At 42.5% G+C, this 26,717-nt stretch carries 24 protein-coding genes and 2 pseudogenes; 22 read left to right on the top strand and 4 right to left on the bottom strand.

Annotation, left to right across the window (positions count from 1 at the left end; translation table 11 throughout):
- Positions 1 to 33 precede the first annotated feature (33 nt).
- The 9 genes and pseudogenes from PR699_RS08795 (at position 34) to PR699_RS08755 (ending at position 8,667) form a co-directional block, all read left to right on the top strand.
- Positions 34 to 2,568 (top strand): outer membrane usher protein, encoded by a 2,535-nt coding sequence (locus tag PR699_RS08795; protein WP_014656761.1) that lies wholly within the window; start codon positions 34 to 36, stop codon positions 2,566 to 2,568.
- A gap of 78 nt (positions 2,569 to 2,646) precedes the next feature.
- Positions 2,647 to 3,396, top strand: coding sequence for a fimbria/pilus periplasmic chaperone (locus tag PR699_RS08790; protein WP_014656760.1), 750 nt, complete (start codon positions 2,647 to 2,649; stop codon positions 3,394 to 3,396).
- Positions 3,380 to 4,069 (top strand): fimbrial protein, encoded by a 690-nt coding sequence (locus tag PR699_RS08785; RefSeq protein ID WP_014656759.1) that lies wholly within the window; start codon positions 3,380 to 3,382, stop codon positions 4,067 to 4,069. The genes PR699_RS08790 and PR699_RS08785 overlap by 17 nt, the downstream gene beginning before the upstream one ends.
- Before the next feature lie 14 nt (positions 4,070 to 4,083).
- On the top strand, positions 4,084 to 4,608 hold the full coding sequence (locus PR699_RS08780) for a fimbrial protein (RefSeq protein ID WP_237713178.1): 525 nt from the start codon (positions 4,084 to 4,086) through the stop codon (positions 4,606 to 4,608).
- Complete coding sequence (locus PR699_RS08775) at positions 4,608 to 5,132, top strand: fimbrial protein (RefSeq protein ID WP_014656757.1); 525 nt, start codon at positions 4,608 to 4,610, stop codon at positions 5,130 to 5,132. Before PR699_RS08780 ends, PR699_RS08775 begins: the two co-directional genes overlap by 1 nt.
- A 35-nt stretch (positions 5,133 to 5,167) precedes the next feature.
- Positions 5,168 to 5,692, top strand: coding sequence for a fimbrial protein (locus PR699_RS08770; RefSeq protein ID WP_225829620.1), 525 nt, complete (start codon positions 5,168 to 5,170; stop codon positions 5,690 to 5,692).
- Between the two features lie 226 nt (positions 5,693 to 5,918).
- Positions 5,919 to 6,953: a hypothetical protein gene (locus tag PR699_RS08765; protein WP_014656756.1), complete on the top strand. Its 1,035-nt coding sequence runs from the start codon at positions 5,919 to 5,921 to the stop codon at positions 6,951 to 6,953.
- A gap of 283 nt (positions 6,954 to 7,236) precedes the next feature.
- Positions 7,237 to 7,604 (top strand): annotated as a pseudogene (locus tag PR699_RS08760) (transposase); the annotation flags it as partial.
- A gap of 379 nt (positions 7,605 to 7,983) precedes the next feature.
- Positions 7,984 to 8,667 carry a TenA family transcriptional regulator gene (locus PR699_RS08755; RefSeq protein WP_014656755.1) on the top strand — a complete coding sequence of 228 codons (684 nt, stop codon included), beginning with the start codon at positions 7,984 to 7,986 and terminating at the stop codon, positions 8,665 to 8,667.
- A 108-nt stretch (positions 8,668 to 8,775) separates the two neighbouring features.
- On the opposite strand, the pseudogene PR699_RS08750 reads toward PR699_RS08755, so the two are convergent.
- Positions 8,776 to 9,181 (bottom strand): annotated as a pseudogene (locus tag PR699_RS08750) (DUF6122 family protein).
- Positions 9,182 to 9,730: 549 nt separating this feature from the next.
- On the opposite strand from PR699_RS08750, the gene tkt reads away from it, so the two are divergent.
- The 5 genes from tkt to PR699_RS08725 all read left to right on the top strand — a co-directional run bounded on the left by tkt (position 9,731) and on the right by PR699_RS08725 (position 16,001).
- Positions 9,731 to 11,725 carry a transketolase gene (gene tkt, locus PR699_RS08745; RefSeq protein ID WP_014656754.1) on the top strand — a complete coding sequence of 665 codons (1,995 nt, stop codon included), beginning with the start codon at positions 9,731 to 9,733 and terminating at the stop codon, positions 11,723 to 11,725.
- Positions 11,726 to 12,033: 308 nt separating this feature from the next.
- The gene (epd, locus tag PR699_RS08740; RefSeq protein ID WP_004927255.1) at positions 12,034 to 13,053 is read left to right on the top strand and encodes an erythrose-4-phosphate dehydrogenase; all 1,020 of its coding nucleotides are present in this window, start codon (positions 12,034 to 12,036) and stop codon (positions 13,051 to 13,053) included.
- Between the two features lie 85 nt (positions 13,054 to 13,138).
- Positions 13,139 to 14,302 (top strand): phosphoglycerate kinase, encoded by a 1,164-nt coding sequence (gene pgk / locus PR699_RS08735; protein WP_004927258.1) that lies wholly within the window; start codon positions 13,139 to 13,141, stop codon positions 14,300 to 14,302.
- Positions 14,303 to 14,361: 59 nt separating this feature from the next.
- Positions 14,362 to 15,438, top strand: coding sequence for a class II fructose-bisphosphate aldolase (gene fbaA, locus PR699_RS08730; RefSeq protein ID WP_004927260.1), 1,077 nt, complete (start codon positions 14,362 to 14,364; stop codon positions 15,436 to 15,438).
- A gap of 158 nt (positions 15,439 to 15,596) precedes the next feature.
- A complete protein-coding gene (locus tag PR699_RS08725; RefSeq protein WP_004927262.1) occupies positions 15,597 to 16,001 on the top strand; it encodes a hypothetical protein in 405 nt (134 codons plus the stop codon).
- Positions 16,002 to 16,049: 48 nt separating this feature from the next.
- On the opposite strand, the gene PR699_RS08720 is transcribed toward PR699_RS08725, so the two are convergent.
- From PR699_RS08720 to PR699_RS08710, 3 genes are all read right to left on the bottom strand, one after another.
- A complete protein-coding gene (locus PR699_RS08720; protein WP_004927264.1) occupies positions 16,050 to 16,757 on the bottom strand; it encodes a colicin Z family toxin in 708 nt (235 codons plus the stop codon).
- A gap of 170 nt (positions 16,758 to 16,927) precedes the next feature.
- Positions 16,928 to 17,296, bottom strand: coding sequence for a DUF4440 domain-containing protein (locus PR699_RS08715; protein WP_223854846.1), 369 nt, complete (start codon positions 17,294 to 17,296; stop codon positions 16,928 to 16,930).
- A gap of 13 nt (positions 17,297 to 17,309) precedes the next feature.
- Complete coding sequence (locus PR699_RS08710) at positions 17,310 to 18,161, bottom strand: LysR substrate-binding domain-containing protein (RefSeq protein ID WP_014656753.1); 852 nt, start codon at positions 18,159 to 18,161, stop codon at positions 17,310 to 17,312.
- Positions 18,162 to 18,246: 85 nt separating this feature from the next.
- Between PR699_RS08710 and PR699_RS08705 the strand changes: the two genes are divergently transcribed.
- The 8 genes from PR699_RS08705 (at position 18,247) to PR699_RS08670 (ending at position 26,697) form a co-directional block, all read left to right on the top strand.
- Positions 18,247 to 18,933 carry an ankyrin repeat domain-containing protein gene (locus PR699_RS08705; protein ID WP_014656752.1) on the top strand — a complete coding sequence of 229 codons (687 nt, stop codon included), beginning with the start codon at positions 18,247 to 18,249 and terminating at the stop codon, positions 18,931 to 18,933.
- Positions 18,933 to 19,397: a nucleoside deaminase gene (locus PR699_RS08700; protein WP_014656751.1), complete on the top strand. Its 465-nt coding sequence runs from the start codon at positions 18,933 to 18,935 to the stop codon at positions 19,395 to 19,397. The genes PR699_RS08705 and PR699_RS08700 overlap by 1 nt, the downstream gene beginning before the upstream one ends.
- Entirely contained in the window at positions 19,397 to 20,617 is a 1,221-nt protein-coding gene (locus PR699_RS08695; RefSeq protein WP_014656750.1) for a cyanate transporter, read from the top strand. The genes PR699_RS08700 and PR699_RS08695 overlap by 1 nt, the downstream gene beginning before the upstream one ends.
- 93 nt (positions 20,618 to 20,710) lie before the next feature.
- Complete coding sequence (locus PR699_RS08690; RefSeq protein WP_004927282.1) at positions 20,711 to 21,580, top strand: helix-turn-helix domain-containing protein; 870 nt, start codon at positions 20,711 to 20,713, stop codon at positions 21,578 to 21,580.
- A 102-nt stretch (positions 21,581 to 21,682) separates the two neighbouring features.
- Entirely contained in the window at positions 21,683 to 23,824 is a 2,142-nt protein-coding gene (locus PR699_RS08685; protein WP_115113463.1) for a TonB-dependent siderophore receptor, read from the top strand.
- Positions 23,824 to 24,081 (top strand): hypothetical protein, encoded by a 258-nt coding sequence (locus tag PR699_RS08680; protein ID WP_014656748.1) that lies wholly within the window; start codon positions 23,824 to 23,826, stop codon positions 24,079 to 24,081. The genes PR699_RS08685 and PR699_RS08680 overlap by 1 nt, the downstream gene beginning before the upstream one ends.
- Complete coding sequence (locus PR699_RS08675; protein ID WP_014656747.1) at positions 24,078 to 25,508, top strand: PepSY domain-containing protein; 1,431 nt, start codon at positions 24,078 to 24,080, stop codon at positions 25,506 to 25,508. The genes PR699_RS08680 and PR699_RS08675 overlap by 4 nt, the downstream gene beginning before the upstream one ends.
- On the top strand, positions 25,486 to 26,697 hold the full coding sequence (locus PR699_RS08670) for a RhtX/FptX family siderophore transporter (RefSeq protein ID WP_014656746.1): 1,212 nt from the start codon (positions 25,486 to 25,488) through the stop codon (positions 26,695 to 26,697). Before PR699_RS08675 ends, PR699_RS08670 begins: the two co-directional genes overlap by 23 nt.
- Positions 26,698 to 26,717: the final 20 nt, after the last annotated feature.

The raw sequence follows: 26,717 nt of genomic DNA, 5'->3' as shown, positions 1-26,717 counted from the left end.
TTTTCCTGAACCTGATTTTTAGGGATGTTATTTATGTCTTCTTCACGACCTGTATTTTTTCGCCTTAGTTGCTTAGGCCTAGCCATTGTTTTTTCATTCTATGGTCTATCAACGCCATTGTGGGCAACTGAGACAATTGAATTCAATACGGATGTGCTAGATCTAGAAGATAAAAATAACATCGATCTAGAGCAGTTCTCTCGTGCGGGTTACATCATGCCGGGGACCTATTCTTTAACATTAAAGGTAAATGGCGAGCAGTTTTCAGAAGTGTCAGTGCCTTTTTATCCCCCTGAAGATGATCCACAAGGTAGCACAGCTTGTATATCGCCAGAGGTAGCGGATCAATTTGGATTGACTTCATCGGCAAAAAAAGAGTTGGCATGGTGGCATGACGGACAGTGTCTGACAGCAAGTAGTTTACCAGGGATGCAAATCCATGGTGATTTAGCTACCTCGTCATTATACGTGAGTATCCCACAAGCTTATCTCGAATTCACTGCGCCTAACTGGGATCCACCATCGCGTTGGGATGAGGGAATTGCTGCGTTGATGCTGGACTATAACATTAATGGTAATGCCAATAATTCATATAACGGTGGTCACGATAGTTATGCGTTAAATGGAAATGGTATTGTAGGGGTGAACTTAGGGGCTTGGCGCTTTCGCGCTGATTGGCAAGGTCGTTTAAATCATGCTACTGGTTCTGGTGATTCGGTTAATAAAGACTTTGACTGGAATCGGTTTTATGCCTATCGCGCATTGCCGTCACTCGCTGCTAAATTGGTATTAGGGGAGGATTACCTCGTTTCTAATATCTTTGATTCATTTCGTTTTATTGGCGCCAGTGTGCGTTCTGAATTGAATATGCTCCCGCCAAATTTGCGTGGTTATGCACCAGAAGTGACAGGTATCGCAAAAACAAATGCGACGGTAATAGTTAGCCAGCAAGGGCGAGTGTTGTACGAAACACAAGTCGCTCCAGGGCCGTTTCGTATTCAGGATTTGAGTGATGCTGTTAGTGGCAAACTCGATATCACAGTTAAAGAACAAGATGGTACAACTCAAGACTTTCAAATAGATACAGCTAGCTTGCCTTATTTAACGCGTCCGGGGCAAATGCAATACAAATTAGCATTAGGCCAGCCAACTAATTATCAGCGTCACAGTGAAGGGGATTCTTTTGTCACGGGTGAATTTTCGTGGGGAGTCAACAACGGCTGGTCACTATTTGGCGGTAGCCTGAATAGTAAAAATTACAATGCCGTATCGCTGGGTATTGGGCGTGATTTATTGGCATTTGGAGCTTTATCTTTCGATGTTACTCAATCTTTTGCTCGATTACCAAATATGGGGAATTTAAGCGGAGGTTCTTACCGTATTAATTACTCTAAACGTTTTGAGGCGATTGATAGCACTATTCAATTTGCAGGTTATCGCTTTTCCGAGCGTGACTTTATGTCGATGTCTGATTTCTTAAATGCACTGAAAACCGGTGAGCGTTATGGAGGGAGTAAAGAGTTATATACGATATCGCTGAATAAAAATTTCGGCGAGTTAGGAATGTCGTTATACCTCAACTATAACCACCAAACTTATTGGGATCAGCCGGATAATGATTATTACAGCATTATGCTGTCGAAATATATGGATATTGGTTCACTCAAAAATATCAGTGTTAACTTATCGGCAAACCGCAGTGTTTATAATGGTGTCAAGGATGACAGTATATATCTATCGACCTCATTCCCCTTAAGTAACGGCGCCAACGTAGGGTATTCGCTGAATAGTAGTCGCTACGATACGACAAATCGGGCGACCTATTACGACCGAATCAATGATCGAACGACATACCAGTTGAGTGCCGGGAGTAGCAAAAAAGGAGGAACGGGAAGTGCATTTATCACCCATCAAGCTGATATCGCACGTTTAACGGCTAATGTGAGTTATATGCATAACCAATATAGTGCATTTGGTCTATCAATGAGCGGTGGAATGACTTTTACCCCAGAGGGAGGCGGACTTCATCGTGTTAATACATTAGGAGGAACGCGAATGTTAGTCGATACCGATGGTGTTTCGGATGTACCGATCAAAGGGATAGGTGCACCGATCACCTCGAATATGTTTGGTAAAGCCATTGTTGGTGATGTGAGTAGTTACTACCGTAGTAAGGCTCAAATTGACTTAAATGCATTACCAGACAATGTAGAAGCACAGCAGTCGGTAGTACAAGCCACGCTCACAGAAGGCGCTGTAGGTTATCGTCATTTTGCTGTGGTATCAGGACAAAAAGCGATGACAGTACTGCGATTGCCTGATGGTAGCCACCCGCCATTCGGCGCTCAAATACAAAACAGTAAAGCGCAAAATACAGGAATTGTGGGTGATTCTGGAAGTGCTTATATCAGTGGTATTAACCCTCAGAGTGTGATGACTGTGACTTGGGGAGAAGATAAGGCTTGTCAGATCACCTTTCCTATTCAGTTAGGTTCTTTACAGGAAGCATTACTATTGCCGTGTATTCCGACAACGTTACCTGCATCAACGGTGATAGTGAAAAGATAGTTTTATGCAGCACAAGAATAGCCTAATTCACGAAAAGCATGGCTCAAGAGAGAACACAGAAATAAAAGGTAAATAACTATGCAATTAACGATTTCTTATCGTGCAACCATGGGGTTAATTGGTTTGGCATTATTTAGCAGCACAGCTTATTCCGCGGTATCAATGGATAGGACTCGGGTTATTTTTGATGGTGGACAAAAGTCAATCTCACTCAATATTTCAAATAACAACAAACAGTTACCATATTTAGCTCAAGGGTGGATTGAAAATGCGGAAGGGCAGAAGATCCAATCGCCATTGGTTGTATTACCGCCCGTACAGCGTATAGAGCCAGGTAAATCAAGCCAAGTAAAAATTGAAGCATTACCTGCTATTAATTCGTTACCTCAAGATCGTGAGTCTTTATTTTATTTTAATTTACGAGAAATACCGCCAAAAAGCGATAAACCAAACACATTACAAATTGCTCTGCAAACACGAGTGAAGCTGTTTTATCGACCTAAAGCGATAATACCTGAAAAAAACGGTGCGCCATGGCAAGACAAATTAACCTTAGATAAACAAGGTGAACGTTATATCGTGAAAAATCCCACACCGTATTACGTCACGATTATTAATGCGACGACTAATGGCAAAGCATCGGATGGTAAAGATTTTACACCAGTCATGGTGCCACCGTTTGGACAGGATGATTTAGGCATCAGCGCTAATCAATTAGGAAATAATCCCGTACTGACTTACATCAATGATTATGGTGGACGTCCTAATTTGACCTTCCGCTGTCAGGCGTCGAGCTGTCAGGTTGTTCCAAATGGTAAAAGCGAATAATTCGAGTAAGCACCCGACTGACGGTGCCCATATTGAAGGAGTACGCATGACAGACTTACAAAGAAAAAACGTTTTCCGATACGGCTTACTTCTAGCGATGTTGAGCAGTACCGTCAGTTTATCAGGCATGGCGGCTGATAATAATGGCAATCTCTATCGGCCAGTAGATAACTGGAATGTCGATGGACAGCATGGTGTGTTGTACGTGTCAGGTTCATTAACGGAAAGCCCATGTCGGCTAGCGATGACATCTAGTTACCAATCAGTCGAGATGGGGAATTTGGATACCAGTACCTTGCAGCATAATGGTAGAGGAGCACCCGTACCGTTTCAGATTGAGTTAGAGGACTGTTTAGAGACTGAGACTCGTTTAGATAATGTACAAACGGGAATGACAGCATGGAGCTCCAGTCAACCAGCAGTCAAAATTCGTTTTTTAGCAGATAGTGTGCCATCAATGCCGGATATCGCTCGTGTCAATGGGGTAAAAGGATTGGGGCTGGCTATCACAACACCAAATGGTTCACTGCTACCTTTGGGGTTAGAAAGTGAGCCACAGTTATTGCCTTCAGGGCAAAGTCAGTTGACCTATTACGTGACGCCGGTGAGAACGGGGCAGCTTGTGCCGGGGGCGTATTCGGCGCTGATTGCATTTGAAATGTTGTACGAGTAGGAGTGGTCATCATTATGACAATGAGACGATGTCGACTGCCGAAAGTGCTGGCAACCAGTCTGTTGATGAGCAGTTTGATGCTGTGTTCAGCGGCGACCCTTGCAGAAACCTATACCTTAACCGTGAAGGTCACGGTAGTTGAGAAGACCTGTGATATCTACGGGCCTGACGGGATTGGACAGCCCATCAATGTGGCGATGGGCGACCTGATCATAAAAAATATCGATGGGGTTAGCTACGGAAAAACTGACATTCCGTATACTCTAAGTTGCGACGATGCAGCAAGTAATCCAGTCTTAAAACTGAAATTTGATGGCCCCCGCATGAGTGGCCAAGCGGCGAATGTGTTGTCCACCTCGGACCAGAACTTAGGATTACGCCTTATGGCGGGTAACAGTAATCTGAATTTAGGCGTCTGGCGTCATTTTAATTATAGCACTCAGCCAACCCTTAGTGTGATACCGATTGGCAGTGGGACTGGGGGGATTAATGACGGTCAGATGACTGCATCCGCGACGTTGAGTGTGGAGTATCAATAATGATGAACCGACAAGCTAAGATATCTGCAATGGCATTATGGCTAAGCGGCTTGATGCCGCTGACGACGTATGCGGTAGATGTGAACTTTACCGCCAACTTAATCCAAAACCCGCCGTGTGATGTGGCGGGGCCGGACGGGGTTGACCAGCCGATCCGCGTGCCGTTTGGCGAGGTGGGGATCACCAAGATTAATGGCGAAAACTATCGCCAAGACTTTACCTTGACGCTGAGTTGCGGAACAGGGCTTGGGAATGCCGTGGCGTTATATCTTGAGTATCGCGGGATGGTCGCGGAGAGTTTTGATAATAAAGCCTTGCAAGCTAGTCAGACCGGGTTGGGGGTTCGATTATACCATCAAGGGGTCGTCATACCACCTAACACAGGGACACCGATAACGATGTCGGATAATGGCGTTGCAACTTTACCCTTGTATGCGGTGCCAGTGAAGGATACTGACCCGTCTGCAATGTTATATGAAGGGAATTTTACCGCGACGGCCAGTGTGGAGATGAATTACCCATGAGGATATTCAATCACAAGAGAACTTTCTGGATGTCGATGAGTGCAATACTGTGGTGTTGCAGTTTTCTACCGTCAGTGGCTCAGGCGGCGAACAGTAATGATATTCAGTACAGTGGAACGTTGATTGCGTTGCCGTGCACGGTTGACCCGAATTATGAGAACTTCGGAGTTGACTTTGGGGGCAATATTAATTCAAAGGATTTGCTGAATGGACAACGTCGTTATAGCAAGGAAGACATCCAATTTCATTTGACGGATTGTGATACTTCTTTGGGAAATAGTATTGCAGTGAAATTTAGCGGTGTTTCGACGACCGACAATGGATTACTGAATGTGGATGCTGGAAGTCAGGCTAGTGGGATTGCGATAGGTCTTGAAACCCCGAGTGGTGTAGCGTTACCCATTAATAACACTCAGGTAGAGCCTTTAATGCCGATAAAAAAAGGGGATATGACGATACGGTTACGGTCATATATACAGGCAGTGGAAGACGCAACGGTAGAGAGCATTCAGCCGGGTTTTTTTACGGCGACGCTGACGTATATGTTGATATATCAGTGAAGCGATGCTCCATTTTACGGGGTAGAGACGGGGTGTTTTCTATCAGGCTAGTGCAAGACTATATACGTCAATGCTCGCTAAGGTTTAGTAGTGATTTATTTGCCATCTATTGCTTAGTATTTATCTCACAATAACAGTTTAAGCGGTGGCAAATTTCTTGGTATTCAATTTCAAAATAGATTTCGTTGATGAGTATTCATTATCAAGCGACACAAGGAATCCATAAATGCGCATTCAGTTAGCTCTTTTGCTATTCACTTTTCCATTAACTTCTATTGGGGCATCTTACTTCAATCAGAACAATACTCCGCAAAGAGCAATAGGATATGGTGAAGGGTCTTTTTCAATATTTGGAACAGTATATAAAATCCAAGATAATATTGATCGGCGTCCTATAACCAATTCTGCTGGGTATGATACTGGAGTTATGTCCGCTGAAAGTTATGGCTACTCCGGTGGAGCAGTGACTATTGATGCTAAATACAATACACTTTCTAACGTATCAGGAGGATCATCATGTTATTTGTATGGAACTCTATACTTTTCTGAGTCTGACGGCGAGTATGATTACAGTTACGGGCATCTGCGTTGGGATGTGTTTGGTGATGTATTTTATGATCCCAATCTGTATATAAAGGTTGATAAACCATGTAATCAAGCTATTTTATCCGATTTACCGACAGTTAATATTCCATTACCAAGCATCAACAAATTTTATATTTGGCGGGGTATATCTGGTATATGTGCCAATCGGTCTTGCTCAAATGGAAGTTATAATCATACTCGGGTTTTACCTCGTAATGGGTCTATGACTGCTTTGGCAGATGTAATCGCTTGCACATCAAATACAGTCAACAGTTCTACTTGCCGGTCTTTATTTTATAATACTGTACGTGGCACTGATATTCCTTCTGGGTTAATTCCTGACATCCCAGCTGTATGTAATGTGAATTTACCTGATCTGAACTTTGGAACTGTAGGCATGAATGACTGGGCTGGAAACATGGCTCAATCTATAGGCTCAGTATCTTGTACAAAGGATGCATCTATTACCTTTACTGTGGTTGGTGGAGATTCAGTTAAACTGGGCCCTTTTAATGCTTCTATTGGTATAAATGGGAAATTAGGCGGGTCATCGATCGTTAATACGGGGATAGGGGAAGTGACATTCACAATTGATGGACAGCTAAAATCGTCTACAGGGAGTGTTACAGCAGGGGAATATCAAACAAGTGTTGTAGTAATAGGTACAATTAATTGAAATGCATCTTACAATAAATAATAAAGCGACATCAATTTCATTGCTATTTACAAATTGAGTGATGCCATTTGCTCTAATTTTGGATATGCAGGTGCTATCAACGGTATTTTTATTTAGAGAAATGAGTGCATATTAGACTAATCTTATAAGTAATAGCTACAGAAATTGAATATGTTCCCATTTCTCAGAAATTTACTGGATTTATGAAAATTTGGAGTAGTAAAGTTAATTTGGTTACCAAGTCAGAGGTGATATATTACCTCATAAAAAACAGGTGACATTTATTGCAAAACGTATAAAACGATTTTTAAGTGCTGAACTTAAACTTGAAGCGACTCAATTTGTCATTGATTAAAATTGTTCCGCGGCCGAAGCTGCCAATGCCATGGGCGTGGGTAAATCAACCATTGGATAATGGGTTCGGCAACTCAAAAATGAGCGTAAAGGTATTTCGCCAAAAGCATCGACAATGACACCAGAACAAGTTGAAACTCGTGCACTAAAAAAGAAAATTGCTCACCTCGAAAAGCATAACGAGCTCTTAAAGAAGGCTACTTTTCTGGTGATGTCAGACTCCCTGAACAACTTGCGATAATTAAAAAACTGAGCCAAAGCTATCGTATTCAAATATTATGTGGTGTGTTTAGGATTAAACTCTTTCCATATCACAATCCAATGAATCGGTAAAAATCCCCCCTATCATCATTATTCTTAGCGTCCATAAAAGCGACAAAATATCATCATGTACTTTTAATTAAAACAAAGCGATGAAAATATAATTTATATATTGGTAATTAGAATGGTTATTTTACTTTGTTAATAATTAGAATTATTTAAATTTGTATATTTCATGATGTTATTTTTATTGGTAAATTAATAGGGTAATAAATTATTAATGATTAATATAATTAAATATGAGTCAATGTAACTGAAATATGCCATGGTTATTTTAAAGGAAATGATTAATTTACTTTTATCTTGTTTGATAAAAAACGTATTCTTCCCTGAAAATAAACTTGGAGGTTGATGTATGTCATTGAATATAGAATTAAAAAATCAATTGGAATCATCTATACTTGATTTAAATCTACCTGAAAATCCCTACTTTAAATCTCTGACTTCTGGTGAAATGACCCATGAACAATTTTTAAATAGCCAATTAGAATTTGCATCGATGGTTTATTTTTTCAGTAGGCCAATGGCACAAATTATTGCCAATATATCCGACCCCATTTCACGAATTGCCTTGGTGGGTAATCTTTGGGAAGAACATGGTCAAGGTATCAAAGAAAATGTACATGGAAATACAATCTTAACTTTGATCGAACGTTTAGGCGGTGATATATCCAGTATTGACTTACAGACCCCCCCTCCGAATGCTCGGATCTTTAATGAAGCATTACGTGGAGTTTCTGCTTTTTGTGATTTTCGTTTTGCTGCTTCTATGTATGCAGGTATTGAGAGAACGTTTGTTGATGTATCGTGCATGATATTTGAAGCTATAACTAAAGAGGGTTGGCTGCCAGAAGATAAGATCACCCATTATGGTTTACATCGAGAACTGGATATTGAGCACTCAGAAGATTTTTTGAAAGTAGTCAATCAATATTGGGATGAACCAAAATATCAATTTATGATTAAAGAAGGTATCAAATTTGGCTGCCAATTATTTGCTAATGCATATGTTGGTTTTTATCGGAGCATGGGCAAGTAGCTCCAAGGATATTTATTGTTTTTAGTGATATAAATAAAATGTAGAATTTGGCTATTTATGACTATTGATATTTATTATCATAAATAGCCGATTTTGGTTTGTATATGGCTAACCACTAATATAGTGGGGGCTGTGCATATGATATTTCTCAATGAGAACGATATAGGTGGTATTTTGTTTTAAATTTGCCATATAACAATCCAGTGAGTCGGTAAAAAGATGGAATAAATACCCCACCGCAATTGCTTTTAATTTCCATGATGGTAGTAAAAATATCATCACATATGCGATAGCCGCCCAACCAGTGTGTAACGAATGGAAACCAATACTCTATTGATTAGGCTCAAAAATCGGATAGGCCAGTAAATGATCTAAATCGACTGTCATGGTTGTTATCATCAATAATGCTGCTAATTTTCAGCTAGTTTCGCCAAAATAGATAGCCAAATAAGATTGTCACTAAAAAATGAAAGCCGTAGTGCACAATATTATTGCGAAAAATTTCAAATGCCACAATTAAACCTCTAATGCATTATTTTTATTTATTAGCAGATATCTCTTCTTCATTCCTATCTGCATTGGTTATTCAGCACTTTTGAGCTAAATATACTCATTTTTTGGCGGCTAGTGTGCTCCTGTTGTATCGAGATTATAACCAAGTCGTATAACGAATAGGGATTTTTTGTTTCGATGTGTAGAGCCACGCTTATCTCTTATCTAATCCACCAATTTTTCATAGCAAAATTTGCTAATAATCACTATTGTTATCCCTAAATGCATAAGAATGACAAATCACCTTGATCCCTGATGGTAAACTCAGGTTTAATAAGGGTAATGATTTGCGCAAAAAAATCATCTTTAAGTGATATTTTGCGCAATGGAAAGGATTCAGCTCTGAAATAGTTTAATTTATTGACGATTCGCGGGCACAAATGTAGCGAATAATTGCTGTATGGAGCAAATTGCGTTAGTTTCATAGCTTGTCTGTGAAAAAGTGCAACAATTCCATATTGCGTTGTGAAAATTGGTTTAAGTACGTTTTTATCCGACCTGGAGTATATTAATGACGACTCGTAAAACCCTTGCTAATGCTATCCGCTTTCTAAGTATGGATGCGGTTCAAAAAGCAAAATCAGGGCACCCTGGTGCGCCTATGGGCATGGCTGATATTGCTGAAGTGCTGTGGCGTGACTATATGAATCATAACCCAGCAGATCCACACTGGGCTAACCGTGACCGCTTTGTGCTGTCAAATGGCCATGGTTCAATGTTGATCTATAGCTTGCTGCATCTGACGGGTTATGACTTATCTATGGATGAGTTAAAAAACTTCCGCCAGCTCCACTCTAAGACCCCTGGCCACCCTGAATATGGTTATACTCCAGGTGTTGAAACCACAACCGGTCCATTAGGGCAAGGTATCGCAAACGCAGTTGGTTTTGCTATTGCAGAGCGTACATTAGCTGCTCAATTTAACCGTCCAGGCCATGACATCGTCGACCACCACACCTATGTGTTTATGGGCGATGGTTGTATGATGGAAGGGATCTCCCACGAAGCCTGTTCTTTGGCTGGTACGCTGAAGTTAAACAAACTGATCGCGTTTTACGATGATAACGGTATCTCTATCGATGGTCATGTACAAGGTTGGTTTACAGACGATACGGCAGGGCGTTTTGAATCTTACGGCTGGCATGTTATTCGTGATATCGACGGTCATGATGCTGACCAAATTCATGCTGCTATTACTGAAGCACAGCGCGAAACAGACAAGCCAACATTGATTATGTGCAAAACCGTGATCGGCTTTGGTTCACCCAATAAAGCAGGCACTGAATCAGTCCATGGTGCACCATTAGGTGATGCTGAAATTGCGGCGACTCGTAAAGCTCTGGATTGGCAATATGGCCCATTCGAGATCCCACAAGAAATCTATAAAGCTTGGGATGCGCGTGATGCAGGTAAAGAAAAACAACATGCTTGGAATGAAAAATTTGCCGCTTATGCAAAAGCATTCCCTGAATTAGCTGAAGAATTTAAACGTCGTATGGCGGGTGAGCTACCGGCGAATTTCGATGCAGAAGCGAAAAAATTTATTGAACATCTGCAAGCGAACCCTGCGAATATCGCAAGCCGTAAAGCATCACAAAATGCATTAGAAGCCTTCGGTAAAGTCTTACCTGAGTTCTTAGGCGGCTCTGCTGACCTAGCACCAAGTAACTTGACAATGTGGTCAGGCTCTAAACCACTGAACGAAGACAAAGCGGGTAACTATATCCACTACGGTGTCCGTGAATTTGGTATGTCAGCAATCATGAACGGTATCGCTCTGCATGGCGGTTTTGTTCCTTATGGTGCAACATTCCTAATGTTCGTTGAATATGCGCGTAACGCGGTGCGTATGGCTGCACTGATGAAAGTGCGTAGTATCTTTGTTTACACTCACGACTCTATCGGTCTGGGTGAAGATGGTCCAACTCACCAACCTGTTGAGCAATTAGCTAGCCTGCGCGTGACGCCAAACATGAATACATGGCGTCCATGTGACCAAGTTGAATCAGCGGTGGCATGGAAATACGCTATTGAACGTAAAGACGGCCCAAGTGCGCTTATTTTCTCCCGTCAAAATCTGGAGCAACAACCTCGTACAGCGACACAATTAGCTGAAATCGAGAAAGGGGCTTATATCCTGAAAGATAGCGAAGGTCAGCCTGAGCTTATCTTTATTGCGACAGGTTCAGAAGTTGAGTTGGCGGTGAAAGCTGCGGATCAACTATCTGGCGAAGGTCATAAAGTGCGTGTTGTTTCAATGCCTTCAACTGAAGTATTTGATAAGCAAGATGCGGCATACCGTGAAGCTGTTCTACCTTCAAGCGTCACTAAGCGTGTTGCGATTGAAGCGGGCATTGCAGATTACTGGTTTAAGTATACAGGTCTGAATGGTGCTATCGTTGGTATGCACTCATTTGGTGAGTCTGCACCTGCCGAAGAGCTATTTAAAGAGTTCGGTATTACTGTTGAAAATGCGGTAAAAGCAGCGAAATCATTGCTGAAATAATTGCGGTTACGACCTAGAGATAGGCAGTAATCACGAGTGAAAATACGCCTCTGTATCAATTTTGGTGCAGGGGCGTTGTTTTTTTGTGCATTTCATTGGGTTTGACTATTGCGTTCTGTGAATATATCCCTTAATCTAATTCTTAATTAGCTGAACCGTTTCAGTTTTTGCTGTGATTGAGATAAAAAATTTCAAAAATGTCGAGTGAAGCACACTTTTGATGTTTGACAGTTAAAATCAGCAGTAGAGTTTGTGTGAGTCAGTTATCCTTATCAGCCGTGTGATTTTGTTGAAATTCAAGGTGTAGGATGCCAATAAAAGTGGCGATTAACGGCTTTGGCCGGATCGGGCGGAGTGTACTAAGGGCGTTATACGAGTCAGGGCGGCGTGCTGAAATAGTCGTTGTCGCGGTCAATGAGCTAGCAACTCCTGAAGGGATTGCTCATTTGCTCAAGTACGACTCTAGCCATGGGCGCTTTGCTTGGGATGTCCGTCTTAATGGTGCGTTGTTACAGGTTGGCGACGATAACATTCGTCTTTTCCATCAGCCTGATATCGGCGCCTTACCTTGGAAAGAGCTAGGGGTTGATGTCGTACTTGATTGCTCTGGGGTGTTTGGTTCCCGTGCAGATGGCTTAGCACACCTTGAAGCAGGCGCGAAGAAAGTACTGTTCTCTCACCCTGGTACGGATGATTTGGATGCGACAGTTGTCTATGGTGTTAATCATGATAACTTAACGATTGAAGATAAAATTGTTTCAAACGCATCTTGTACCACAAATTGCATTATCCCGATTATTAAATTACTCGATGATGCTTTTGGGATTGAATCGGGTACGGTGACAACGATCCACGCATCAATGAATGATCAGCCGGTGATCGATGCGTATCATCATGATTTAAGAAGAACGCGAGCGGCTAGCCAATCTATTATTCCTGTTGATACAAAGTTGGCAGCAGGAATTACGCGGATTTTTCCTAAATTCCAAGACCATTTTGAGGCGATATCAGTACGTGTGCCGACAACCAATGTGACAGCTATCGATTTGAGTGTTACCGTGCACAGTGATGTTAGTGTGGCTACAGTAAACGAACTGTTGCGAAGCGCCGCACATGGTCATTTTCGTGGTATAGTAGACTATACTGAATTACCGTTAGTCTCGATGGATTTCAATCATGATCCACACAGTGCGATTGTTGATGGGACGCAAACGCGAGTTAGCGGCAAGCATTTAATTAAAACCCTTGTTTGGTGTGATAACGAGTGGGGGTTTGCTAACCGGATGCTAGATACAACATTAGCGATGGCAGCAACAGGTTTCAACTAATTAACGGCTGACAGACGGTAGGGTAAACTGATACCCAAACAGCCATTAATGAAAACTTTATAGAGAATCAACAAGAGGATTCACCATGTCTGTAATTAAGATGACCGATTTGGACCTAGCGGGTAAACGCGTTTTCATCCGCTCTGACCTAAACGTTCCTGTAAAAGATGGCAAAGTTACTTCTGACGCACGTATCCGTGCTTCATTACCAACAATCGAAACTGCTCTCAAGCAAGGTGCTAAAGTCATGGTCACATCTCACCTCGGTCGTCCGACTGAAGGCGAGTACAATGAAGAATTTTCACTGCAGCCTGTTGTTGACTATCTAGCCGACAAAATCGATTATCCTGTTCGTCTTGTAAAAGACTACCTTGGTGGTGTGGATATCGCAGAGGGTGAACTTGTCGTTTTGGAAAACGTACGCTTTAACAAAGGCGAGAAAAAAGACGACGAAACGCTATCAAAACAGTACGCTGCATTATGTGATGTTTACGTTATGGATGCTTTCGGCACTGCTCACCGCGCTCAAGCATCAACGCATGGCGTGGCGAAGTTCTCTCCGATTGCATGTGCAGGCCCTCTGTTAAGTGCTGAACTTGAAGCATTAGGTAAAGCATTAGATAACCCTGCTCGCCCAATGGTCGCTATCGTAGGTGGCTCAAAAGTATCAACAAAACTAACGGTATTAGATTCTCTATCTAAAATTGCCGATCAATTAATCGTTGGTGGTGGTATTGCAAATACCTTTATCGCGGCAGAAGGCAACAACGTTGGTCGCTCTTTATATGAAGCGGACCTGATCCCTGAAGCGAAAAAATTACTGGCAAACTGCCATATCCCAGTTCCGACTGATGTTCGTGTGGCGACAGAGTTCTCTGAAACTGCCGAAGCGACACTGAAATCCAGTTCAAAAATTAAAGATGACGAGCAGATTTTGGACTTAGGTGATGAGTCTGCTGAGCGTCTGGCTGAAATTTTGAAAAATGCCAAAACCATTCTGTGGAATGGCCCTGTTGGTGTCTTTGAATTCCCTAACTTCCGTAAAGGAACAGAAATCGTTGCTCGTGCTATCGCCGATAGTGAAGCTTTCTCTATCGCGGGTGGTGGTGACACATTAGCGGCTATCGATCTGTTTGGTATCGCGGATAAAATTTCATACATCTCAACTGGCGGCGGTGCTTTCCTTGAGTTTGTTGAAGGTAAAAAGCTGCCAGCAGTTGTGATGCTGGAAGAACGTGCTAAAGCGTAATTAATTTGTCATGAACAACAGGCTGCCGATGCAGCCTGTTTAACACAGGACCTTTTCAAATGTCTAAAATTTTTGATTTTGTAAAACCGGGTGTTCTCACAGGTGATGATGTACAAAAAGTTTTCGCAGTTGCCAAAGAAAATAACTTTGCATTGCCAGCGGTGAACTGTGTCGGTACAGACTCAATTAATGCCGTACTTGAAGCGGCAGCGAAAGTACGTGCTCCAGTTATTGTTCAGTTTTCTAACGGCGGTGCTGCTTTTATCGCAGGTAAAGGCTTAAAAGCGGAAGGCCAACAAGCGGCTATTTTAGGTTCCATTTCAGGTGCTCAACACGTCCATCAAATGGCTGAGCATTATGGTGTTCCTGTGATCCTGCATACTGACCACTGTGCACGTAAATTGCTGCCATGGATTGATGGTTTGCTAGACGCAGGTGAAAAACACTATGCGAAAACCGGTAAGCCTCTGTTCTCTTCACACATGATTGACTTGTCTGAAGAAACTCTGGAAGAAAATATCGAGATCTGTGCTAAGTATCTGGCTCGTATGGCGAAAATCGATATGACGCTGGAAATCGAACTGGGTTGTACTGGTGGTGAAGAAGACGGTGTTGATAACACCGGTATGGATAGCTCTGCGCTGTACACTCAACCAGAAGACGTTGCTTACGCGTATGAGAAACTGAGCGCAATCAGTCCTCGTTTCACTATCGCCGCTTCTTTCGGTAACGTTCACGGTGTTTATAAGCCAGGTAACGTACAGTTAACACCAAAAATTCTACGTAATTCACAGGACTATGTTTCTGAGAAATTTAACCTGCCTCACAACAGCCTAGACTTTGTTTTCCACGGAGGTTCTGGTTCAAGCGCTGCTGAAATCAAAGAAGCTGTTAGCTACGGTGTTATCAAAATGAACATCGACACAGATACTCAGTGGGCAACTTGGGAAGGTATCCTGAACTACTACAAAAAGAACGAAGGTTATCTGCAAGGTCAGTTGGGTAACCCAGAAGGTGATGACAAGCCTAACAAAAAATACTATGACCCACGCGTATGGCTGCGTAAAGGTCAAGAATCCATGGTTGTTCGTTTAGAGCAAGCGTTCAAAGAACTGAACTGCGTTGACGTTCTATAATTGTGCTTAGGCTTGGTTAACCAAGCTAATCGCTAAATCAATCCCTCAGTAGGGTTATCTTACAGGGGGATTTTTGTATTTTTGAGCACTGAAACTAAATGTATAACAAGCTAAGATGGAAGTTATTATTTTTTATTTGTTATAAAGGAGATATTTGAGTGAGTCGATGGATCCAGAATTTTTTAATCGCTATTGTTGGTGTCTTATCAATAGGTTGTTCAGTGGCAGGTAACAACGATAGGCTCGTCTATAAATTTGAAAATGATGAGTTTATTTTAGAAAAAGAGTGTGTTTCTGTACTTCAATTGGGACATTCACAGTTAAAAAATGACTATGTTTTGAATATTGAGATCAATAGAACACCTAAATGTTCGGAAAGATTTAATTCTCTTCTGAGTAAAAATATTGGTAAAAAGGTATCTCTTTACTTCGGTGTAAATAAAATTTCTCAAACGTATATCGCAGGGGAAATACAATCTGAAAATGGATATAGACAGGCATTTTCGGATAAAAAAGTAATAAATAATATTTTAGAAAGTTATGGACGAAATGCTAAAAACTAAAAGAAATCACGTTGTACTTCTTTTAGTTTTATATAGTTAAATAATGAATTATTTAGGGAAGCTTATACTGACCGTGATAGGTACTGAATGTGATTTTATGCGTATACTTGCAGTTCCACCACCAGTAGCTTCAATAAGATAAGCTCCTGGTCCCACTGTATTAACCGTTTTCATTCCACTAGATATTGGATATTTAATCTCCACATCAAATGATGACTCTAAGTTTGATGAATTATTAAAATTAACTGTATACGAATGGGGAGTATTGGTAATTTCATTTGGCATACTTGTGAGGAGATCTTTCCACGCACTCCATATCCCTGGCATTGCAATAATACCTGTTGACTGTATAGGCCCTGAATAACCACATGGACCTTGTCTTTCCCTTGCGACTCTGGCTCTATCTAAACTCGCCATAATAATGCTTTTTTTCATATTCCTGAATTGCGCAAATCTTTGACTGTAAATTCTTAAAGCACCCGTCTTATCACCACTATTGATCGCTTTAATTAATTCTTGAAAATTTTTCTCTTTAAGGTACGGACAATTCTTTTCACCACAAACAAGACAAATATTGTTCTTTAATGCATCCTTGACTTCAGGCGGCAAGCTTGCTGGGATGAAGTCATGATTAACTTGTACATCATTGAACTCCCATGCTTTTGAATGTGGATCCCAGTGTGTATCAGGTATATGAGGTATACCACTATTACAATTATAGGGGTCGTAGTTAGGCCGAATAGGGTGTCTTTTCATTTTAATTTCCTTTTATTTATTCCATTAACTATTTAAATTTATTAGATATTATTTTCAATAAACAAATAAAATAGTAGCCATGAAATTGCATAGAGTAAATAAACGAAATTTGTTTATATGTCATAGGAAAGTGTAATCGTAATGACGTTTACGATGCAGCAAAAAAGCATTTATAACGAGCTTGGTGTTCCTTGGTGGAAACGGAGCTGCCATTGGTTGTGATGATTTTTGCTCCAAATCGATGAACGTAGTGTTTGTTTAATACGTATCTCATTATCAAGTTGAAAACTTAAATAGGTGATGAGCACTGTATTCGCATCTATCTGTGCACATTGGAAATTTTCGGAGTGAATTTCCAATAAATTATTAGCTTGGGTGAGGGCTAAAAGTGTCTCTGTTTTATCGGCGCTCACACCAGAGCGGCAAAATTCTAAAAACGCTGGGTGCAGAATATTTTCAAGAAATTCTAAATTATCTCTATTTGAATAATGATGTAGCTTTTTTTCTAGCGTGATTAGGTGATCAAAGAGTTTCTGCATATCATGTTCTTTATCAAAGTTGTTCAAGCTGTCTTGCCAACCGTTCTGCTAACACCTTAATCGAGTCGGAACTATCGTGGACATGCATCGCTATTTCCATCTCTTCGGCGGCGGGGAAACCTTCTTGCTCCGTCAGGATCCGATGTTGTGGTAACTTAGCGCGTAACGGCAGTAAGCTGATCCCAAGCCCATCAGCAATGGCACTTTGAATACCTGCAAGGCTTGAACAGGTGTAAGTTATATGCCAAGGGCGCTGTTCAATATCCAGTAAGCGGAACATATCGTTACGATACAAGCCATTTTCAGGGAAAACAATCAAAGGCAAAGAATCGGCATTTAAATACTCATTATTGGCGCTCGTTAGCCAACATAACGGCTCCGGCCAGCGATAATCACTCTTAAATTCCCCCTTGCGCTGCTTAACGATAATCAAATCAAGCGCTCCTTGCTGGTAGTGTTGATATAACTGGCGACTAAGACCACTTGTGACCTCTAAACGAATATTGGGGTGTTCATGCATAAAAGCGGCGAGAGTCGGGGTTACTTGCCCTGAAGCAAAATCTTCCGGAAAACCTAAGCGCAGCGTTTGGATCACCGCATTTCCCGTGATTTTCATAAAAAACATATCGTTGAGCGCGATGATCTTCTTTGCATAACTGAAAAGTACTTCGCCGGTTTCCGTCAGTGTGAGCATACGATGACCACGGATAAATAAAGGCTGCCCAACCAAAGCCTCTAAGCGTTGGATTTGCTGGCTTAGCGTGGATTGAGTTGAGTTTAAATGTTGTGAAGCGACGGTGAAATTACCGGTTTCTGCCACAGTAATAAAGGTCTTAAGTAGAATAAAATTCAGCAATGTATTCATTTTATAGATACCTGACATTTAAATATTTAATTTTTAAATAGCATATATTTTCAGTAGATTAAATAGACGACAAAGGAGGAGCACAATGAAAAAATGGTGTTTAACGACCAAGTGGTTAGCTTATATGTTAGGTATTCTTAGTATGTCACTGATATTAATGGCCAAATCATTTGCACAAGTAGACTCATCGTCGTTGGTGACTCTTGCTGAAAAAGGGGATCTTTCTGGGGTGACTCAAGCCCTTAAGCAAGGTGCAAATATTGAACAGCGTGATTTACGTTTACGTACTCCTTTAATGGCAGCGACACATGCCAATCAAATCGAAGTGGCTCGCTTTCTAATCGAGCAGGGGGCTAACGTCAATGCCCGTGATGCAATCCAAGATTCACCTTATCTGTATGCGGGGGCCAGAGGGCTACAAGAAATTTTAGAGATGACACTAGAAAATGGTGCAGATCTAGCAAGTACTAACCGCTATGGGGGAACCGCATTGATCCCCGCTGCTGAACGCGGTCACGTGAAAACTGTGCAAACCCTAATTGATGCCGGTGTTAATGTTAACCATGTAAATAGACTTGGTTGGACGGCATTAATAGAAGCTATCATACTCGGTGATGGCAGCGAAAAATATGCCACGATTGTGACGCAACTTATCAAAGGCGGTGCTGATGTTAATTTAGCAGATGCGTCAGGCAATTCTCCATTGACGTTGGCAAAGCAGAAAGGATATAGCAACTTGGTTGAAATCCTTGAACGTTCAGGAGCGAAATAATGCAAGATAAACAATTTTTACAACAAGCTATTTCACTGGCTAAAGAGAATGTTAAAGCTGGTGGCCGGCCATTTGGCGCCGTGATTGTGCGTGATGGCGCAGTGGTTGCAACAGGTGTTAATCAGATGCTTGAGCTGAACGATCCAACGGCTCACGCAGAGCTAATGGCGTTACGTCAAGCAGGCGAAACCTTAAAACGCACTCGGTTAGAAGATTGTGTGGTATATGCGAGTGGTCAGCCATGCCCAATGTGTTTAGCTGCGATGCGTATGGCGGGGATTTCGCGGATTGTTTATGCGTATTCAAATCAAGATGCAGAGCCATTTGGTTTATCGACAGAGGCTATCGCCCAATCACTGAGAGTCGAGCCACAGCAACAACGTGGGCTGACTTTTATTCAATTAAAACCCGAAAATGAGGCTCAATCCGCGCTTTATACTTTCTGGCGGGAACAACAACATTAATGGCTGGGCATAAAACTGCTTCATTAGGTTTGGTTATGACCATCGTATTAGTCGGGATCAATTTACGGCCCTTTATCACGGGGCCAGGTCCACTGATCGAGGGGATTATCCAAACTACGGGGATGACTTACCAAAGCATTTCATTACTGACGCTGTTACCGATGCTATTAATGGGGGTTGGCGCTTTAATTGTTCCTGCCTTAAACCAAAGGCTAGGTGAGCGAGTTGGGCTTAGCCTTGCGATGTTATTGTTGCTTATCGGCTCTTTATCGCGTCTATTTGTGACTAATGGAGAGCAGCTCTTAATCACCGCTTTTATTTGTGGTGTGGGAGCTGCGTATATTCAAGCGGTATTTCCGGGACTAATTAAATTACGTTTCCCACAAAAAATGGCCGCGATGACGGGGCTATACTCCGCGATGTTAATGGCGGGTGGGGCGATGGGTGCACAGTTGGCCCCGATACTTGCCAATATTTCTTGTAACGAGATGGCACAATCATGTACAACAGCCTCAGGACATTGGCAAATTGCTTTAGCATGGATGGCATTACCCGCTTTATTTGCACTAATCGCCGTTGTCGTTAATATCGATTCATCAGCCACGCATCAAAACCATGGGCGAGGATCGGTTTTTGTCTTTTTAGCGAAGCCGAGGGCTTGGCTACTCATGGTTGGTTTTGGCCTTGTTAATGCAGGATATGGAACGGTAGTCACATGGTTAGCGCCATTTTTTATTGAGCAAGGTATGAGCAGTGCTGATAGTGGTTCACTGGTTGCCTTACTGAGCGTGTTTCAAGCCCTCTCTGCTTTGTTAATTCCCATTCTTGCTTCTCACAATATTGACCGTCGATTTTGGCTGATTGTGACATTATGTAGCCAAATGATCGGGTTTACAGGGTTAGTGTTTTTCCCTCAGTTATTCGCTTTTTTGTGGGTTTGTTTAATCGGTATTGGGTTAGGTGGGTGTTTTGCATTGAGTATTATTGCTTCTCTTGATCATCTTCCGCACCCTGTGAGTGCGGGGGCATTAACCTCCTTGATGCAAGCTGGCGGGTTTATTATCGCGGCCTTTGGGCCTCTATTTGCTGCTTGGTTACATGAGGTAAGCCAAAGTTTTGCTTTGGTTTGGATAGCGCATATTTTGATGATCTTGATAACCTTGTTGTTATTTTTACGTCTTAATCCAAAGCATTACGCCAGATTATTCAATCTAAAATAATTGGCATTGCACAATTTGCAAATGATAATGATTGTTATTTTCTTATTTATTTGACAAGATAGTCAGCACATCGCCTTTGTTTCGAAAAAAATCATGCAGCAACGTTCTGAAGATAAACTTAATCAAGCGCATTCTAACCGCGAAGATTATACTGTTGGGCCTTTTGTGCGCATCAGTCGCGGTGAGTTTGTGATCCCACATGATCTGGGGATTAATGAAGAACAACAGGCAGGCCTGAAGTTAGTGGCCATACATCAAGGCGCAATGGGTTGTCGTAGCAGCTCTGGACATAATGTCGAGGTTAATTCACCCTCATTGATACTCTCTGGCAGCCAGAAAAATTACCAGCTATGCAACCTGTTTCGCGCCTGCCAACCGATGAAATATACGATGATCGATATTTCACCTGAATGGTTGGAACAACATCAATTAAAGTTACCTGAAAGCTGCTATCATCCTAGTAAAGCTCAATTATTACATTTTTCAATTCCTGCAAGTGTGCTAGCAATGACACAGCAGCTATTTGCCTGTCCTACTCATCCATCATTACATCAGCTCTACTTATGCGCTAAAGTAACTGAAATTACAGCATTATGCTTAGATCACTTTTTACATGAGCCATCGCAAATAGCGCCTAAATTGCGTCAACGTGATATTGATAATTTGCAGATAGCGAAATCTATCTTAATGCAGGAGTTAGAATCCCCGCCTAGCTTGGATGAATTAGCGAAGCGTGTTGGTATGAATACTCGTAAGTTAACGCAAGGGTTTCGCCAACTGTTTGGTAATAGTATTTACGGTTGGTTGCAAGAGTATCGATTGGAAACGGCTTATCAGCTGTTGAGCGTCCATGATGCGAATATTTCTACCGTAGCTTATCAGGTTGGCTATACTCCCGCTCACTTCTCTGTCGCTTTTCGTAAGCGCTTTGGCATCTCACCAAATCAACTCAAAAAACGTTAGTTATTGCCGGATAGCGATAGACAAAATCCGGCATTCGAAAGTATCCCACCCCATTAATTGCTAAATTGATAACAATTATCATTTAACTTTTTAGGGTAGAAAATGTTGTCCGTTCATAATGCTAAGCGCTTAAAAGGGCTAAAACTTGCCCCTTGCGCACTGTTTTTAGCAACTGCTCCATGGGCTTTATCAGCAGGGGCAGAACAAAGCTCGCAACCTAAGCATGATGTCATGCAAGTAACAACGACCTCCAGTGCTGATGACGATTATGTGGAGCCTGGCGTCACAACATTAGGCAAAATAGCCCTAAAACCAAGAGAAGTTGCACAATCTGTCAGTGTTATTGACCGCGAGCAAATCGAAAAGCAGAACCTACAAACCCTTGACGATGTTATGCAAAGAGCCACAGGGGTAACGAGTGCCCCTTACGTCAAGTTAACGACCGCCTACTATGTACGTGGCTTCCAAATTGACTCCTTTGAAATTGATGGTGTGCCAGCGTTGCTCGGTAATGTGGCGAGTTCACCGCAAGATATGGCGGTGTATGAGCGTGTTGAGATCTTACGTGGCTCCAATGGGCTACTTCATGGAATGGGAAACCCTGCTGCGACGGTCAATATGGTTCGCAAACATGCACCAAAGGAAGATATGGCGAAACTCAGCTTAACAGCGGGGAGTTGGAACCGTTATCGCGGTGAAGCGGATGTTGGTGGATTACTCAATGAAGCAGGCAGTGTGCGTGGGCGATTTGTGATGGCGTGGGAGGATAAGGATTTCTTCTATGATGTATCCGATCAAAAAACACGTTTAATGTACGCGACGGTTGATGCGGATCTCACCCCTGATACTTTATTACGTGTTGGTGCACAATATCAAACTATCGATTCAGTCACCAATATGGCTGGCGTACCTATGGGGAAAGATGGTCGTGATTTGCATCTTCCGCGTAAAACCTACCTTGATGTGGATTGGGACCGTTTTAAATGGGATACCACACGCACCTTTGCTGCGATTGAGCACCAGATCAATGATGATTGGCAATACAAACTCAATACTGAATATCAACATGTTAATGCTCGCCTAATTTATGCAGGTGCATGGGGCAATATCGACCCTGAAACTGGGGATGGTGCCATGCTAATGGGGGGCGCTTATAAATTCCGCAATGAACAAATCAGTCTTGATACAAGCTTGAATGGTAAGGTTGAAGGCTGGGGGCAGAAGCATGATGTGATTATGGGGGTTAATTACTCGCATGCGAGTGAAAAGCAGTATAGCGCGGAATTTGACCCTTCACTGAATGTTCCCGTGAACGTCTATCGCTGGGATCCACACAGCGTACCAAAGCCTAATGTCGGGCCTTATAGCTCTCCAGGTGCAACGAAAACAACTCAAAAAGGCGTTTATGGTATGGGGCGCATTAAGGTTGTAGAGCCTGTCACGGTGATCATTGGGGCTCGCGATAGCTGGTGGGAATTGAAATCGCCAACGTCTAAATTTACTGAAAATGGCCGGATCACCCCTTATGGCGGTGTGATTTGGGATTTTGCAAAAGATTGGTCTTGGTATAGCAGCTATTCAACCGTTTATCAGCCTCAAACCGCGAAAACCTGGAGTGGTAAAATGCTGAAACCCGTTGAAGGGCAAACGCTAGAGACGGGGATTAAAGCGGGATTACTCAACGGTAGCTTGAACTTATCAGGGGCTATCTATCAGATAGATATCAAAAACAATCCTCAAGTTGACCCTGATCACCCGACGGGAGGCTTTGATAATTACTTTATTAGTGGGGGCAAAGTACGTAGCCAAGGTTTTGAATTAGAAGGTGTTGGCTATATTACGCCATTTTGGGATGTCTCTGTCGGCTACACCTATACAGACACCAAATATCGCGATGATAGCCAAAACAAAGGTAATGCCTACAACACGTTAACGCCTCGTCATATGTTACGTGTATGGACCAACTACGATCTTCCTTGGGATGAACGTAAATGGAGTATTGGGGGCGGTATGCAAGCACAAAGTGCTTATAGTACCACCAACGGCAATGTCACTTTACGTCAAGGGGGTTATGCCCTCTTTAATACGCGTTTGGGGTATCAAATTGACGAAACGTGGAGCGCAGCGGTCAATGTGAATAACTTATTCGATCGCCGCTATTATTCAGGTCTTTTCTCTCCACAATGGAATAACCGTTACGGCGAACCTCGTAACGTGATGTTGACTGTAAAGGCTGATTTTTAATGAAATTAGTCAGTGCGATTTCCATCATTGGCACTTTAATAGGGGGAGTTGTTCTCTCCCTATTATTCGTTCGCATTTACCCTTCGGATGATCTTCTAAACCGCTTGTATGGAGCAGTTTTTCTTGCCGTTTTTTGCACCATGGGGATGTTTGTCTACAGCTTTACCGCGAGTAGCTGGCGACAAATGTTATTACGCAGTTACGGATGGTGGCCGCTTCCTCTATTGTGGTTATTGCTGTGGGGGGGAGGACAATGAAAGTCCCACTGACGCGCAGAATGTCCGATCTACATCGTAGTGCGGGTGCATTTTTGGGCGTTTTTTTATTTGTGATTATGCTAAGTGGCACTTGGAGCTTAGGAAGTGATGCTTTACGTCTTTGGTGGAATAAAGCGCCCTTTTCAGGAGAACTCCTGCCGCTATCACAATTACTAACGTTACAGCCAGAGGCTGCATTGGTGCAGTTACCTCAATCAGCCAATCCTACCATCACTTTTTGCCTTGGGATGGGGCAGTGCGATAACAGCTATAGTGCCATTACGGGCCAAGCTTTAGCGCAGAATACTCCTGCAATGTGGCTGGTCACATTGCATAAAAACCTATTTATTGATTTTCCAGGACGTATTCTGATTAGCCTATTTGGTTTTGCGTTGGCAGTACTGTTAATTAGCGGCTTTATTATCAACCGCCGCAAGCTAGCTTCGATGATGCGCCTACCACGTCGGCTGAATTTACGCTTATTTATTCATGATCTGCATAATTGGCTGGGATTATGGTGCTATCCATGGCTAATTTTATTTGCTGTGACAGGGGCGCTTTCAGGGTTAGGTGCGTTAGGAACCGTTGGCTTGGCATCAAGTGTAAGCCCTGATAATCCACAGTTGGTCATGCAGCAATTGATGGGGGGCTTTCGTAAGGTTGATAACCACCAAGTAGTTCTACGCGAGCATCAACCAGAGCAAGTATTCGAGTGGCTTAAACAAACTTATCCCTCTTTTACGCCACAAACCTTGATGCGCCAAGGCGATTCATTGGTGATTGGTGGAGTACACGCGGGGCAACCGGGTAGTGCTAACTTTGAGCAATATCGTTTTGATTTGAATGAAGGGCGGCTTGTTGGTGTTCGAGACTCCTCTGATCACGCTTTCTGGACTCGTGCTTTTATCAGTATTCAACCACTGCATTATGGTCAGTATCAATGGCTACCAAACGTCGAAACGCTATTTAGCGTTTTGCATTTTATCGCGGGATTTAGTGGCTGTGTCTTGGTAGCGAGTGGGTTGGCAATGTGGTGTTGGCGGCATGCAGCCTCGCGGATTGCCGGGGGGATCGTTGGATGCTGTGGTGGACTGTTGCTGTCAGTAAGCGCATTGCTGGTTGTGATGTCTCTGTCATTAACATTGCCAATAAGTGCTTTTTTCCTGTGCTGGGGAGGCATTTTTATCCTCTGTCTAGTGATTAAAAATGCTCGCAAGATGCTGATTTTAATTGCTGCTTTATCAACTTTACTCTTTTTCATCGCATTTATTTTCTCGTTATGGCAGCAGCCTGCTGGCTTTAACCGTATTGATGTCATGCTGCTATTTTGTGGCTTGTTTTTGTTATTAACACTTGGATGTGTGGCTAAGTTATCTGCGACACAAAAAAGTGGTCGGAGTGGATATGAAAGATCTGTTACAGAATAAACAACTGGTGATGACCTTAGGATTGTTATACCTCGCTCAAGGTATACCGATGGGGATTGCGATGGATGCTCTACCTACCTTTTTACGACATGATGGTGGTGAGTTAAAGGTACTCGCATTTTTGCCACTTGTGGGCTTACCTTGGGTAGTAAAATTTTTATGGGCATCTTTTGTTGATAACCATTGGGGAAAACGATTAGGACGTCGTAAGAGCTGGATTATCCCTATGCAGGTTATCGTGACACTCACCATGTTTGCACTTAGCTTTATTGGTTTCTCTGTGGAAAATGCACTGGCTTGTGTTGTATTGCTATTTATTGCTTCTTTAGCGAGTGCGACACAAGATATTGCCACCGACGGTATGGCGGCAGAGCAAGTCAGCGGCTCAATGCTATCAAAAATCAATGCCGTGCAGATAGCGGGCGTGATGGCTGGCTTTTTTATTGGTGGTGCAGGGCTGATGATTATGAGTGAGTCATTGGGGCAGCATATGGCATTAGCGATTTTGGCTTGTGTGCCGTTGTTAAGTCTGTTTTTTATTTCGTTGTGCCCATTAAAAACATCACAAGCCATTCAGGAAGATGAAAAAGCGAGCTTATTAAAAACCTTTAAGCGTCAAGGTGCACCTCGTCTACTGCTGCTAACCTTACTTTCTGCGGTGACCGCCGTTTCTGGTTTTGGTTTGGCAAAATTATTCTTAAATGATACAGGTTGGTCGCTGGCTCAGATTGGGAAAATGGGAATGGCAGGTGGCATGGTCACGTTAGTGTTAGGTTGTGGGGGCGGCGCTTGGTTGATTGGTAAAATCGGCGTCTGGCGCGCATTCTCATTTGGCCTATTATTCGCATTACTCTCATCGCTATTATGGGCATTCCAGTCGATGAGCGGCGTATCAATGGCATTAGTGGCTACCTGTATCACACTTGGTTCATTATCTTCCGGTGTCACTTCTGTGGCGATTATGACCGCGGGTATGCAATTCGCTTCTCGCTATACGCAAGCAGGAACGGATATGACAGCAGTACAGAGTACTCGTGATATTGGTGAATTGGCTAGCTCAATGATGCTGGTGGGGCTAACGGCGGCGGTAGGCTATTCTGGCGGGTTTATGCTAGGGGCTGGTATTGCGTTTGTTGCATTGTTAGTCACCTTTTCTCACTATCGTTATATGAAAAAAATCGAAGCTTAATTGTCATCTTCCTGCCCACT

The sequence above is a fragment of the Providencia sp. PROV268 genome (assembly GCF_028477805.1).
GTDB classification, from domain to species: domain Bacteria; phylum Pseudomonadota; class Gammaproteobacteria; order Enterobacterales; family Enterobacteriaceae; genus Providencia; species Providencia stuartii.
This window is presented reverse-complemented; position numbering and strand designations above follow the sequence as displayed.